This window comes from Bacteroidales bacterium, from assembly GCA_013314715.1.
In the GTDB taxonomy this organism is placed as follows: domain Bacteria; phylum Bacteroidota; class Bacteroidia; order Bacteroidales; family GWA2-32-17; genus Ch61.
Map to the genome: position 1 here is coordinate 20,961 of JABUFC010000006.1, position 14,827 is coordinate 35,787.

At 33.7% G+C, this 14,827-nt stretch carries 13 protein-coding genes; 8 read left to right on the forward strand and 5 right to left on the reverse strand.

Annotation, left to right across the window (positions count from 1 at the left end; all coding sequences use genetic code 11):
• Position 1: 1 nt before the first annotated feature.
• Positions 2-1,366 (reverse strand): hypothetical protein, encoded by a 1,365-nt coding sequence (locus tag HPY79_02305; GenBank protein ID NSW44646.1) that lies wholly within the window; start codon positions 1,364-1,366, stop codon positions 2-4.
• Positions 1,367-1,373: 7 nt separating this feature from the next.
• The gene (locus HPY79_02310) at positions 1,374-2,039 is read right to left on the reverse strand and encodes a CBS domain-containing protein (GenBank protein NSW44647.1); all 666 of its coding nucleotides are present in this window, start codon (positions 2,037-2,039) and stop codon (positions 1,374-1,376) included.
• A gap of 45 nt (positions 2,040-2,084) precedes the next feature.
• Here HPY79_02310 and HPY79_02315 point away from each other — a divergent pair, with 45 nt between their 5' ends.
• Positions 2,085-2,804: a pyridoxine 5'-phosphate synthase gene (locus HPY79_02315; protein NSW44648.1), complete on the forward strand. Its 720-nt coding sequence runs from the start codon at positions 2,085-2,087 to the stop codon at positions 2,802-2,804.
• On the opposite strand, the gene HPY79_02320 is transcribed toward HPY79_02315, so the two are convergent.
• Entirely contained in the window at positions 2,801-3,601 is an 801-nt protein-coding gene (locus tag HPY79_02320) for a GTP 3',8-cyclase MoaA (protein ID NSW44649.1), read from the reverse strand. The two genes, HPY79_02315 and HPY79_02320, sit on opposite strands and share 4 nt — an antisense overlap.
• Positions 3,585-4,757 carry a molybdopterin molybdotransferase MoeA gene (locus HPY79_02325; protein ID NSW44650.1) on the reverse strand — a complete coding sequence of 391 codons (1,173 nt, stop codon included), beginning with the start codon at positions 4,755-4,757 and terminating at the stop codon, positions 3,585-3,587. The genes HPY79_02320 and HPY79_02325 overlap by 17 nt, the downstream gene beginning before the upstream one ends.
• A 154-nt stretch (positions 4,758-4,911) precedes the next feature.
• Between HPY79_02325 and HPY79_02330 the strand changes: the two genes are divergently transcribed.
• From HPY79_02330 to fdhF, 7 genes are all read left to right on the forward strand, one after another.
• Entirely contained in the window at positions 4,912-5,901 is a 990-nt protein-coding gene (locus HPY79_02330) for an NAD(P)H-dependent glycerol-3-phosphate dehydrogenase (GenBank protein NSW44651.1), read from the forward strand.
• A 9-nt stretch (positions 5,902-5,910) separates the two neighbouring features.
• On the forward strand, positions 5,911-7,266 hold the full coding sequence (locus tag HPY79_02335) for a glucose-6-phosphate isomerase (GenBank protein NSW44652.1): 1,356 nt from the start codon (positions 5,911-5,913) through the stop codon (positions 7,264-7,266).
• Positions 7,256-8,152, forward strand: coding sequence for a DMT family transporter (locus tag HPY79_02340; protein NSW44653.1), 897 nt, complete (start codon positions 7,256-7,258; stop codon positions 8,150-8,152). The genes HPY79_02335 and HPY79_02340 overlap by 11 nt, the downstream gene beginning before the upstream one ends.
• A 65-nt stretch (positions 8,153-8,217) precedes the next feature.
• Positions 8,218-8,805 carry a molybdenum cofactor guanylyltransferase gene (locus HPY79_02345; protein ID NSW44654.1) on the forward strand — a complete coding sequence of 196 codons (588 nt, stop codon included), beginning with the start codon at positions 8,218-8,220 and terminating at the stop codon, positions 8,803-8,805.
• Positions 8,783-9,253: an NAD(P)H-dependent oxidoreductase subunit E gene (locus tag HPY79_02350; protein NSW44655.1), complete on the forward strand. Its 471-nt coding sequence runs from the start codon at positions 8,783-8,785 to the stop codon at positions 9,251-9,253. Before HPY79_02345 ends, HPY79_02350 begins: the two co-directional genes overlap by 23 nt.
• 7 nt (positions 9,254-9,260) lie before the next feature.
• Positions 9,261-10,496: an NADH-quinone oxidoreductase subunit NuoF gene (gene nuoF, locus HPY79_02355; GenBank protein NSW44656.1), complete on the forward strand. Its 1,236-nt coding sequence runs from the start codon at positions 9,261-9,263 to the stop codon at positions 10,494-10,496.
• The gene (gene fdhF, locus HPY79_02360; GenBank protein NSW44657.1) at positions 10,493-13,213 is read left to right on the forward strand and encodes a formate dehydrogenase subunit alpha; all 2,721 of its coding nucleotides are present in this window, start codon (positions 10,493-10,495) and stop codon (positions 13,211-13,213) included. The genes nuoF and fdhF overlap by 4 nt, the downstream gene beginning before the upstream one ends.
• On the opposite strand, the gene HPY79_02365 is transcribed toward fdhF, so the two are convergent.
• Complete coding sequence (locus HPY79_02365; GenBank protein NSW44658.1) at positions 13,179-14,777, reverse strand: O-antigen ligase family protein; 1,599 nt, start codon at positions 14,775-14,777, stop codon at positions 13,179-13,181. The two genes, fdhF and HPY79_02365, sit on opposite strands and share 35 nt — an antisense overlap.
• Between the last annotated feature and the right edge of the window lie 50 nt (positions 14,778-14,827).

Sequence of the window (14,827 nt, forward strand, 5' to 3'; positions counted from 1 at the left end):
TTTATATAAATGTTGAAAAATGAAAAAATATTCCTTTTTGTTTAAAATTATTAAATGAAAATTCTGTTCTGAATGCAATGTCATAGTAGGTAACAAAGTCTATGCCTATACCGTAGCCATACAACCATTGATTGGTAAGTGGTTCGTTGTATTCGTTTACAACATAACCGGCGTCGCCATTGAGGGATAAATAGAATGCATAATGAAATTTTGCAAATCGTTCGTTTTTTAGTTTGTATATATTTTTGATATGAGGTTTGATTATTTGAAAGCGTATGCTATTAGAACTTAATATAAAGCCTTTGCCATCGATAACGTATAATTCAAAACCACGTGGATAGGTATTGTAACCAAAGGCTTTGGAAAATAAATATGATTTTTCGTCTATTGTTTTGTAGGAAAATGTTAGACCGTGTGCATTGAAAATTCTTGATTTAACTTGATAAAAAAGTGCTGTTTTTATATATGTTGTTGTTATATTAGTATTTTTTATACCTAATCCATCTATTGTTATATCTGGATTGATAAGAAAGCCTTTGAGTGGATACGATACTGAATTCGTTTTATCGAATAAAAAAGAGTAATTAATGGACGGATATTCAAGATGTTTTAGATTATGGTATATAAAATTGTTATTTAATACATATAAACTGTCGTGAATACTATAACTGCTGTATGATATTTGAACTTGATGCCATGTATGAAGTTTGGGTCTATATGAAAAAGTAATGGAATAATCGGTATTAGTATAAAGGTATTGATTGCCAAATACATAAAGAGGCTTATTGTTTTCATTATTGTAAGCTACTTGTTTTTGACGATAATACAGTGTTTTTATTTCAATTCCCCAATAGGGACTTTGAAATATATGGGGTACGGTGTATGCAAATCCAAATTGTTCTCTAAAACCAAAGCGGGCAATAGCTCTAATGAGTTCGTCTCTTCCTCTAAAGTTTGCTTGAGCAATAAAAAAACCATAATTTATTTTATTATAATCTTTTTCATATATCCATGTATTCACATTTCGTGAAGCTTGTTCAAAAACAGGTATAGGCCATAAATACCAGCGTTCAGTTACTTGTATTAAAATATTTGTCTTTTCGTTTTGTGTATTGAGTGTATCGATATTAGCAAAATTAAAAAGAGAAGTTTTTAGTAAATTATTTTGAGCATTTTCAAATGTTTTCTTTAAATATGGCAGCCAAAGTGTATCACCTCTTTTAAAAGGAAGCTCACGTTCAATAATAAAAGGTTTTGTTTTTTTATTACCTTGTATAAAAATATCGTTTACTATGACATATTGACAAAATAATATATTAGCATATAATAAAAATAATGTAAATAATATTTGATATTTAAAATTCATTTAATATTTAAATATTTAAATATCTTAAAAAGGAATCGAGTCTGTCTTGATAAAACTGATTTAAATCAGAGTTGTCCATAAAAGTATTTTTTATAATGTAATTATGACGATTTAACGAAGCAATGATTCTGCTAATATCGTCTTTATTAATTTTGATGGTAACATCGATTTGAGTAGTTTCTTCGCATGATGAAATGTATAAACTTATTATTTTTGCATCTTCACTTTCAACAATTTGGGCAAGTTCTACTAATGAATAATCGCGAATATTCATTTCTAAAACTAAAATAGCACCTGTTTGTTCAATATTAGTAACTTTTGCTAAGCCCACTAATAGGTCGTGTAGGGTGATAACGCCTATAAATTCTTTTTTTTCATTCAAAACGGGTATTAACGTGAGTTTGTAACGTGCTACTTTTTCGGCAACTTCAAAAATATGTTGTTCAGCAAAAACATAAGGTGTAGATATTGATAATGGATGGTTCCCGATGGGTTCTTCGGGAGTGTTTAGGTCGTAAATATCATTGTCGGAAATGAGTCCAAGTAGCTCTTTTTCGTTAACAATTGGAAGATGCGAAACACGTGCTATTTCCATCCATTGAAGCGCTTGCGTACCGGTATCGGAGGTCTTTAATGACGGTACTATTTCTGATATTAAATCTTTTGCAATCATTTTGAAAAAATTAATTCTAACCCTACCTTTGCGTTAAAAAAAGTTATGGTAAAGTTGAGCGTAAATATAAATAAAATTGCAACACTAAGGAATGCTCGTGGTGGAAATATTCCAAATGTTTTAAAAGCAGCCGTCGATTGCGAAAAATTTGGAGCACAAGGTATCACTGTACATCCTCGACCCGATGAACGCCATATACGATATTCGGATGTATATGAAATAAAAAAAGCCATTACCGTTGAGTTTAACATAGAAGGTTATCCAAGCGAAAAATTTATTAAATTGGTGTGCGATGTTAAGCCTGCACAGGTTACTCTTGTTCCCGATCCACCCGATGCTCTTACCTCTAATGCTGGATGGAATATACAAAAAAATATGGATTTTTTAAAATCGGTAATTAATATTTTTCAAAAGGAAGGAATTAGAACCTCCATATTTGTCGAAACTGACTTAGATAACATCCGTTTGGCAAAGAAAACAGGAACCGATCGTATAGAACTATATACAGAACCTTATGCCTCTCAGTTTATTATCAATAAAGAAGAAGCTGTTTTGCCATTTGTTCGAGCTGCAAAAGTCGCATTAGAAGAAGGTTTAGGCATCAATGCTGGTCATGATCTAAATTTAGATAATTTAGCATATTTTGTAGAAAAAGTCCCAGGATTACTCGAGGTTTCTATTGGGCATGCTCTTATTAGTGATGCGCTTTATTTTGGATTGGAAAAAACAATAGAAATGTACCTTGCTCGTTTGAAAAAAAATTAACCTCCTACATTATAAAAACCTCTGCTATTATTTATTTTTCCTGATTTGGGTTTTTCTTTTACAGCTTTAATGAGGGCTTCTTCGAAGCCCAATTGGCGGATGTTGTATTTCTGATTGCTAAAAAGGCAAGGCATAAGGTATCCGTCGGCTGTAAGCCGTAAACGGTTACAGGTAGCACAATGACCTCCTTCGCCACCTTCGACTTGACTAAAAGTCCCGTCCGAAAGATTCATCATATGGATGAATCGCACTTGGAAACCGTGTTTATAAGCAAATGCCGCAACTTCTTGAGCATCGGGTTCGTTTGAATGTTGTTTTATGACTACATTTAGCTTTATTGGAAACAGACCCGCTTCTTTGGCGGCAAATATGCCTTTTAATACTTTATCAAGATTCCCAATTCGTGTAATTTGATTAAATTTTTCTTTATTTAAAGTATCTAAACTAATATTGATACGCTTTAGTCCAGCTTGTGCAAGTGGTTGAGCCAATTCTTCCAAAAAATATCCATTGGTTGTCATAGAAAGATCGTCAATGCCCTTAATTTTACTAATCATTTCGGTAAGAGTAACAATTCCTTTTCTCACCAAGGGTTCACCTCCGGTAAGACGTACCTTATTTATTCCATATTTTGCAGCAATTTCGACAAAATGGGCAATTTCTTCAAAACGTAAAATATTTTCGTGTGGAATAAATTGTACACCTTCTTTGGGCATACAATAGGTACATCTAAAGTTACATTTATCGGTAACCGAAATGCGTAGATAGTTGATACGACGATTATATGAATCGAACAGTAACATAGGTGTCTGTGGGAACTATTGTTGTATGTTGTGGAATAATAATGAATCCATGGGCTGAGTTTAAAGCAAACAAATGAGCCGAACCATGATATTCTACGGGGTAAACTTTATTGTCTTCAATTCTTACAGGAATAAGGCTTGTACGTTCGGCTTTTTTGCGTCGATATTCGTGAGCTAATGGTAAAAAAGCTGTTTGAGGATGGTATGAGTGTCCCATTATCTTATAAATAAAGGGTTTTACAATTAATTCAAATTGCATAAACGATGAGACCGGATTACCTGGTAATCCAAAACAATATTGGTTACCTTTTCTTGCCATAAGTGTAGGTTTACCAGGCTGTACAGCTATGGTGTGGAAAATAATATTAAAATTGAGTTGTTGGAGTGCTTGCGGTATAAAATCAAAATCGCCCATAGAAACACCGCCACTAAAAATTAGAATATCGCTTTGTTTTAACATTTTTTTTATGTGAAAGATGGTTTGGTCAATGTCGTCTGCTATGATACCGTTGTATGTCGTTTCAAGTCCAATTTTATTACATTGTGCTATGAGCTGATAAGCATTAGAATTACGTATTTGTACATCGTTAGGAGTATTTTCTGGCTCTATTAGTTCGCTTCCGGTTGATGATATCGATATTTTGGGTTTTTGGAAGACTTTTATGGTTGTTTTACCAATGGTTGCAAGAGTAGCAATTTCTTGTGGACGTATAAGGGTGCCTTTATGTAAAACTACTTCTCCATTTTTTACATCTTCTGAAGCAAATCGTATATTGGGTTTATTTTCGATATTTTTGATAATAACTTTTCCTTCTTGGTTAAGGCTGGTATCTTCAATTTTGGCGACATAATCAGCATTATCGGGTATACGTGCTCCTGTCATTATTTTTACACATTCACCATGTTTTAATTGAGCAATAGGACTACTACCAGCTTGCACCGTTTGAACAATAGTAAGTGGCAGGTTTGCATCTTCACGTCTAAGCGCATAACCATCCATTGCAGACTTGTTAAAAGGAGGAATATCAATATCAGATGTTATATCTTCGGCTAAAATTCGGTTAAGAGATTGGCGAAAATTTATTGGTTCTATTCCCAAAATACTAGCATTTTTCAATGCAAGTTCTATCGCTTTTTCGAGCTGTATCATTTTTTTGTGGCAAAGATATTTAATTTTAAACGAAAAAATGAAGATGTAGTTGTTTGAATAAATGTTAAAAAATAAAGAAATATTTGTTTATAACTTATAAATTAGCGGTGTTTAATCAATATGAAAATTAGATAGATTTGTAACCAAAAAATATATGTATAACATTGGTATTATTGGTGAAGGGAGTTGGGGAACAGCATTATTAAAAATTCTCCAACAAAATGGACATTTTGTTCATTGGCTTGTTCGTGAAAAAGAAATGCGTGAATATATTACACATAATTATCATAACCCTTATTACTCTAGCGATGTAGAAATTTATATGGATCAATGTAAAATGTATGAGTCGGTACATGACTTATTAAAAGAATGCAATTTAATTTTTTTAGTTCTTCCTTCTGCATTTACCGAAACGTTACTAATCGAATTGACTATAGAAGAAGTAAAAGATAAATATTTTTTTTCCGCAACAAAAGGAATATTACCAGATTCGAGTTTGACAGTTACACAATATTTACAAAAAAAATTATATATTTCTGATGAAAACATTGGTTTTATAAGTGGTCCATCGCATGCAGAAGAAATTGCTCGTGAACGGTTGACGTATTTAACCATTATGTCAAAAAATAATGAATTGGCTCTTAATGTTTCTGCATTGATGGCTAACAGATATATTACTACAAAAGTTAATTCAGATGTTTTAGGGGCAGAATATGCAACAGCAATTAAAAATATTATGGCGATAGCTTCGGGAATTGCTCATGGCTTAGGATATGGCGATAATTTTATTGCTGTTTTGGTATCGAATGCATTAAAAGAGATGGAACGGTTTATTTCTAAACTTGTTCCATATAGCAGAAATATAAATGATTATGTTTATTTGGGCGATTTACTTGTTACATGCTATTCGCAGTTTAGCCGCAACAGAACACTTGGTATCATGTTAGGAAAGGGTTATTCTGTAAAAGCAGCCCAACTCGAAATGAATATGATAGCCGAAGGTTATTTTGCTGTTAAAAGTATAATAGAAATAGCTAAAACATTTCAAATTGAAATGCCCATATGCCAGGCTGTATATCATATTTTATATGAACGTTATTCCCCCTCTGTTGAAATGCGATTATTAACCGATAAATTATATTAAAATATGGAAATGATTGATTTAAACACCGATTTTGTATATTCATTTATTTCGAAAGATAAAATTAATGAACGTAAAGATGAAGCATACCAACATTTATTAGCATTAAAAAATAAAACTGGAAAAGGCAACGATTTTTTAGGTTGGGTCGATTTACCAGAAAATATAAGCCATGATGAACTTAAAAAAATAGAAACAGTTGCAAATGAATTAAGAAAAAAAATAGATATATTGGTAGTAGTCGGAATTGGTGGTTCATACTTAGGGGCACGTGCGGTTATCGAAATGTTATATCATAATTTTAATAATCTTTTGCCTAATCGAAAAAATCCTATTATTTTATATGCAGGCCAAAATATGGGCGAAGATTACCTTTATCAGTTACTTGAAATTTTAAATGATTATGAATATGGTATAGCTGTTATATCTAAATCGGGAACTACTACAGAACCGGCTATTGCATTTAGATTATTAAAACATCATATCGAAAATAAATACGGTAAAGAAGAAGCACGAAAGCGTATTGTTGCTATTACCGACAAAGAAAAAGGCGTGTTACTAGAACTGGCCAAATCGGAGAACTACGAACGCTTCGAAATTCCTGATGATGTTGGTGGACGTTATTCAGTTTTAACCGCTGTTGGTTTATTCCCTATTGCAGTAGCTGGAGGCAACATTTTTGAACTTATCAATGGTGCTAAACATATGCGAAATTATATTTTTAGAATACCTGCCGACGAAAATCCTGCTGTTCAATATGCTTTGGCACGAAATGCATTATATAACGAAGGAAAATTTGTAGAAATAATGGTAAGCTATACACCACGTATGCACTATTTTATGGAATGGTGGAAACAGTTATATGGAGAAAGCGAAGGAAAAGATGGGAAAGGAATATTTCCTGCAGCTGTCGATTATACTACTGATTTACACTCATTAGGTCAATATGTACAAGATGGAAAACGTATTTTGTTTGAAACTGTTTTAGCTGTTAAGCAACCTTTGAATCATTTAGCTATTCCACACGACCCAAGTAATAGCGATAAATTGAATTTTATTAGTTATAAACGAATTAGCTATGTAAATGATATGGCTCGTTTAGGAACTTTGCTTGCTCATATGGATGGGAACGTGCCTAATATTTTAATTGAAATACCTGCTATTAACGAAACAACTATTGGACAAATGATTTATTTTTTCGAAATAGCTTGTGGAATAAGCGGATATTTGTTGGGTGTAAATCCGTTTGATCAGCCAGGAGTTGAAGCATATAAAAAGAATATGTTTGCATTGATGCAAAAACCAGGAATGGAACAAGAATCAAAAGCTATTCAGCAGCGAATAGAACAATTATTTAATGAGAATTAAAACGATAAAACCTACTACAATTGGTTATTTTTTAGCCACTGCTACAACTATAACAGCTGTAAATACATATTTTACCAGTAAATTTATTCTAAACAAATCTACTTTATTCCAATTTGGAATTTTATGGTATGGTTTTGGATTGTTATATAATTTTCTTTTTCAGTTATTTACCAATAAATTAAGCCTATATAACTTATCTAAAAAACAGATTCTTATTTTATTACTTTTTTTGTTCTTAGAAACGCTTTCTACCTCTTCATTTTTTTATGCTATTCAATTAATGGAAAATCCAGCTATGGTGTCATTTATTGGAAACTTAACCCCTGCGCTGGTAACTTTATTCGGTATAATTATTTTAAAAGAGCATTTTACACGTTTCGAGTTGATAGGTGTATTATTAACTATAATTGGTTCATTTTTAGTAAGTTTTCGGTGGCAACTCGATTGGTCACATCTTTTTATTAAAGGAAGCGGGTATGTTTATTTAACCGTTTTAGCAGTTTCTATTAATACAATTTGGGTAAAAAAACATATTGATACCGTTCATCCTTCATTATTAAGTACTGGCCGAGTGGTGGCGTTACTATTATTTTCTATTTTATTTTTATACATTAATAAACAACCTTTACTTTTTAGTAAAAGTTTACTTTTTTTAGCTGCTTATGGTTCGTTTGTGGGTCCGTTTTTAGGTTCGCTGTTGGGATACTATGCATTAAAATACATTCCAGCATCAAGGTCAATTTTAATTCAATCAGTTAAAAGCTTTCTTATTTTATTAACGGCTTATTGGTTACTTAATCTTTTACCACTAACAATACAAATGGTTGGGGGATGTTTAACTGTATTGGGAGTAATTATTATTACAGGTAAACCTAAAAAGATATAGCAAAGATTTTTATTCCTGTTATTTTTTTTTGATGAAAAAATATTTAGATTTGTCCATATATAACTATGAATATTTCGGCAGTGATTATTGCAGGAGGTAAAAGCCTCAGATTAAATGGAATCAACAAATCTTATATTGTTGTAAAAGGTAGAACTATTGTTGAATGGCAGAGAGAAGCGATTCAAGGGCTTTTTCCATTTGTTTTTACTGTTGCCCATTATCCTATTATGCCCGATTGGCCTAATTTCGAAGATGAGTTTCAGAAAATAGGACCTATTGCAGGCATATATACCGCTTTAAAGCAAGCTAAAACCGATTATATTTTTGCTTTTTCGTGCGATATGCCATTTTTAAATCGTCAGTTAATATTAGCTATGATAAAAAAAATAAAGAATGACTCTGACGAAGTTGTTGTCCCAAAACACTTTCATGGTATTGAACCATTACACGCTATTTACAAAAAATCGGTTTTACCCATCATTGAGCAACAAATTAATATACAAAAATACCAAATCAGAGCTTTTTTTGATAAGGTTAAGGTTTCTTATTTCGATATTGAGTCTAATGGCTTCAATAACGAATATTTTTTTAATATAAATTATCCTGAAGATATCTTAAAAGCAAATGAATATGCAACAAGAATTAAGCCTTGAAAAAATAGTGGAAATACTTCGATCATTTCCGCCTCAACGCGAACATTTACTTAAAGCAATGCATGCTTTGCAAAATGCGCACCCTCAACATTATTTGAGTGAACTTTGTTTGATTGAAGCAGCAAAATATTTTAAACTAACCAAAGGACAGATATATGGCATTGCCTCTTATTATACGATGTTTAGTTTAAAACCTCGAGGCAAGTATATAATTCGTTTATGTAAATCGCCGGTATGTCATGCTATGGGAAGCCATAGTTTATTCGATTATTTCGAAAAAGAATATGGCATAAAACCCTATGAAACCACGAATGACGGTCTATTTACTCTCGAAGCAAGCGAATGTTTAGGCCGTTGCGGTAAGGCTCCATCTATGATGATTAACGAACATGTATATACTGAGTTAACTATTGATAAAATCAAAGAAATAATAAGCAATTTAAAATAACAAAGTTATGAATATAACTGCACCCTTAATAGCACTCCGTAGAATGGGAAAAGTAAGCCCGCATTCTATTGATGATTTTATAGCCAATCAGGGATTTGAAGGCTTTAAAAAAGCATTACACATATCTCCATCGGAAGTAATTGCTGAAGTTGAAAAATCGGGACTTCGAGGGCGTGGGGGAGCGGGTTTTCCTACGTCTATGAAGCAACAATTTACAGCTACTTCTTGCTCAACATGCACAACCCGCTATATTGTTTGCAATGCCGACGAAGGTGAACCCGGTACATTTAAAGATAGAATGATCATGGAAACCGATCCCTTTGTCTTAATCGAAGGCATGATGATTGCTGGTTATGCAATTGGGGCTCATTATGGTTATATTTATATTCGAGGCGAATACGAAAGTTCAATTCAGAATTTGAGTAATGCAATTAAACAAGCATACGAAAAAGGTTTTTTAGGTAAAAATATCTTAGGAAGCAGTTTTTCGTTCGAAATGGACATTTTTCTAGGAGCTGGATCGTATCTTTGTGGCGAAGAACTTACCTTAATAGAATCACTTGAGGGCAAAAGAGGGTACCCTCGTATAAAACCACCATTCCCTGCCGAAAAAGGATTATGGGGATTGCCCACTTTAGTTAATAATGTCGAAACGTTCGCCCATTTACCCTTTATTCTCGAAAAAGGTTACGAACAATATGCTTCAATTGGTACGGCTGAATCGAAAGGAACCAAGTTGTTTTGTGTGAGCGGAAAAGTGAAAAAAAGTGGAGTTTTTGAGCTGCCATTAGGAGTTACATTACGATCGTTGATTTTCGATACTGCAGGTGGTATGAAAGATGGTTATCAATTTAAAGGAGCATTGTTAGGTGGTGCTGCTGGTACATTTGTCGACGAAACGATGCTCGATGTGCCCTTAGCATACGAAACATTAAAACAAAAAGGTGCTACGTTAGGCTCTGGTGCTGTTATCGTTGTTGACAACAAAACCAATATGAAAGAAATGATGCAATCAATTCTTTCGTTTTTCAAACACGAATCGTGTGGTAAATGTGTACCTTGCCGAATAGGGACTACGCTTTTATACAATAAAATACACCAAACCACACTTAACGAAGAAGATTTAAATTGGATGCTCGAACAAGCACTTTATATGCAACGTAATTCACTTTGTCCTTTGGGACAAAGTCCTATTTTACCTATTAAATCAGTGTTAACTTATTTTAAAACGGAATTGCTATGAGTAAAGTGAAAATAACCATTGATAATAAGCCAATAGAAGTAAACGAAGGTGCAAATTTGCTCCAAACAGCACGCGAAAATGGTATCAACATACCGGGCTTATGTTTTCATCATCGTTTAAGTCCTACGGGGGCTTGCCGATTATGTGTCGTAAAAATTGAAGGACAAAATGGGCTTGTAATGGCTTGTACTGTTCAAGTAAAAGATGGAATGAAAATTACGGCTTTTGATGAAGAGCTAGAGCAAAATCGAAAACATACCTTAGCTTATCTCTTAGCAGAGCATAACGAAGAATACGATGCTACGTATTTTGATGAAATGTTGCCACTTATCGAACGTTATGGATTGCAACATATAGATAATAGACCGATAAAATCCTTTTGGCAAAATATTCCAAGAATTGTAGATGATACATCACCTGTTTTAACCTATGATTCGTCGAAATGTATTAAATGTTTTCGTTGTATTAAGGCTTGCGAAGAGATACAAGGCAAGGGTGTACTGAGTTTTGCCGATAGAGGTATCACTAAATATATTGTAGCCGGCTTTAGTAAATGGGGGGATTCCGAATGCGATGGTTGTGGCGAATGTATTCAGCTTTGTCCAACAGGAGCCATAGTTGAGAAACCTAATCGAAATAAAGTTAATGTCAATTCGATAGAAAATAAAGTTACAACAACTTGTCCGTATTGTGGTGTCGGTTGCCAGACTGAAGTATGGACAAAGAACAACGAAATTGTTCGTGTCAATGGTGTAGAAGGAGTATTGCCTAACGATGGTCGTCTATGCGTTAAAGGTCGCTTTGGTTATCAGTATGCAAATAATAAAAAACGTTTAACCCATCCGCTCATTAAGCGAAATGGAACATTTGTGCAAGTATCGTGGGATGAAGCATTGAATTATGTTGCAATGCGTTTTAACGATATTAAACAAAAGTATGGCAATAAAGCGTTGGCAGGTTATAGCTCAGCAAAATGCACTAACGAAGAAAATTATATTTTTCAAAAGTTTATACGTATAGCTTTTGGCAATAATAATGTAGATTATTGTACGCGTCTTTGTCATGCTTCTACGGTTACAGCTATGATTAAATCGTTAGGCGATGGTGCAGCTAGCAATTCGATTCAAGATTTTGAAACAACCGATTGCCTTATCGTTATAGGAAATAATATTATCGAAACCCATCCTATTACGGCAACTTATGTTAAACGTGGCAAAGCCAAAGGTCAAAAAATAATTGTAATAGATCCCAAATGGACACCTTTGGTAAAATATGCAGACATATTTTTACAGCCACGTTTAGCTACAGATGTGGCTTTGCTCAATGCAATGATGTACGTAATCATTACAGAAAAGCTATACGATAGCACCTTTATTGAACAACGCATTGAAGGAGGCTTTGAAGCATTTGAGCAATTAAAAAAGGTGGTAATGCAATATTCGCCCGAAATAGCCGAACAAATTACCGGTGTTGCCAAAGATAAAATTGTAGCAGCAGCTCGTATGTATGCTCAAGCTCCTACAGCGATGATTGCAACAGGAATGGGCATGAGTCAGCAAACAGTAGGTACCAATAATGTTTTTGCGTTAATAAACATGTGTTTAATTGCAGGTAAAATTGGTCGTGAGCGTTGTGGAATTGACCCACCACGTGGGCAGAACAATGTTCAGGGTGCTACCGATGTCGGTGCAAGCCCTGTATTTTATCCCGGTTATATTCCTGTTAGTAATCATGAAAACCGTAAGCGTGTTGCTCAGTTGTGGAATGTTCCCTTTGAAAGCCTCGATGCACAAAATGGATTGACAACACTCGAGATAATGGATGCCGCACATAGTGGGCAAGTTAAAGCGATGTATATTATGGGCGAAAACCCTGTCATTACCGATCCCAATCAATTACATACCATCGAAGCACTGCAAAACCTTGAATTTTTGGTAGTGCAAGATATTTTTGAAACAGAAACAACTCCTTATGCCGATGTTATTTTGCCTGCTGCTTCGTTGTTTGAGAAAAATGGCACTGTGGTAAATAGCGACCGACGAACTTTACGTATACGTAAAGCCATCGATTCACCAGGCGAGGCTATGCCCGATTGGTGGATAACCCTCGAAATCGCTAAACGAATGAATGTGAACTTAGGAACCTATGAAAACGAAGAACAGATTTTTGAAGAAATACGCTTGGCAGCACCCATTTTTAGAGGCATAAGTTATAAGCGAATTGAAAAGGAAGGTATTCAATGGCCTTGTTACCATGAACACGATTCGGGAACTTCGACGCTTTATCTCGAAAAATTTAATACAGCAAGTGGAAAAGCTAAAATATTCCCAGTAGAATACACCGAACAAAACGAAAAGCCTAGTGCAGAGTACCCTCTAGTTATGAATTCTGGACGCTTATTGTTTCAATATCACTCAGCTACGATGTCGCGTAAAAGCGATGTGCTTAATTCATTTGCTAATGAGTCGTTTATTATTATTCATCCCCAAGATGCTATAAAGTATGGTATAAAGCAAGGCGATAAAGTAAAAGTTATATCTCCCCGTGGGACTATTGTTACTTATGCACGCGTAAATGACGAAGTATTGGTTGGCGAAACATTTATGCCTTGGCATTTTCATGAATCGGCTGTTAATGCTCTCACGCGTAACGAACGCGACCCGATGTCGAAAATAGCACCTTTTAAATATTCGGTCGTTCGTATTGAGAAGGCTTAGTGACTTCGTTTTGTTGCCTTGCAAAAGTGAATAGGGTATAAAAGAATACAACAAAAGTAATCCCAGCTTGGGTTTCGAGTGTGTCTTCGTTGAAAAATGAGATAATAACTATTAAAAAGAAAATAATAGGTAAAAACTTGGGTTTGGTTAAGTGTTTAAAATATGGATAGATAAAAGCAAACAGAATCCAGATAAACGCAAAAATTCCGAATGTTAGTAAGAAGGTAACAAATTGATTATGTGCTCTTAATCTGAATTCATATGTTAGTGGACTTTTGAGTTCATCGTATTTTTTATTAAACGATTTTTGAACATTGCCAGTACCAACACCAAACCAAAAATGCTCATTGATAATGGCTATGGCTGTTCTAAGGTATTCAACACGTTGAAAAAGCGAGCTTCCATTAACATAACCCAGGTAGCGATGGGAATAGTAATCCCACATAAAAGAATAAATATAAGGATAGAGCGACCATCTACGAGTGTATTGAAAATTTGCAATTCCTTTTTCAATAGCTTTTATGTCTTCTGTTGTGAGTTTTGAACAACCTAACGAGTCTTTAGTCAATCCTTTCGATGTTAAGTATCGTATAAGAGTGAATTTTAATTGGTTACCTTTAAAATCCAAACAATCGTAGCAAATAGAGCTGCGTTTATTCCATTCTTTTCTAAGTTCATCTTCTTGAATGTAGTACCAAACCTTTTTGCCATTTTCAACTTCTTTACTTTCTTTTATGAATGAATACAAATTGCCATTAGGTGTATAAACCAACGAGTCGGGTGCAGTTGTATTCATTCCAATAATGAAACTATTCCATATATTTTTGCTATAATTATAAAGAAAAACGAGCATTACAACTATGGCAACACTTAAAAACCATTTGATACACGATGATGATTTTACGAGGAAATACGCAAAAACGATAAAACTAAGAATTGAAAAGATAAAAATTCCAGTATTTACTCTGAGTATAAAAATTAACACAATAAGATAAAGCATAGCGATAAAGTAAGCAATACGAAGTGTTTTTTTGTTTTCTTTTTCAATAAAGCTGTAATTAAATAAAATAAATATCGAAAATACAATCATCAACGAATAGCGGATATGCGAAATAAAGGGAGATACTTGGCGATAATCAGAAATTCCTAGAGATTCTTGAAAAATCCATCGGTAAAGCGTGATAAATGAAACAAAAATAACAGAAATAGCAAAGGTTGTAAATAAAAATTTCATTGTTCTACGATCCAACGGTTCAGATGAGGCAATAAAAAAGGGCATAAGTGCCATGGGTAACTTAATTCTTAAATCATTGAGCGCATAAGAATAGTCTTGTGGTGGAAATAACCACAGTAAGTGTATAAAGTATATCGAAATAAATATCCATAGGTTTTTATTGTTAGTTAAACGAGTCCATTTTTCTTTGAAACGACCTTCTAAAATCCAATTGCCGTATAAAATAAATTGCGAAAGGCTCATCAGAAAAACAGAAGTTGGGATAGCAATAGAGAGTAAAAAAAGCGAAAAAATATATATTCTTTTATGTATGGACTCTTTAAAAAACATAAAGCCAATAACGCAAATAAATGATTTTTATTTTATCATGTCCATATCTT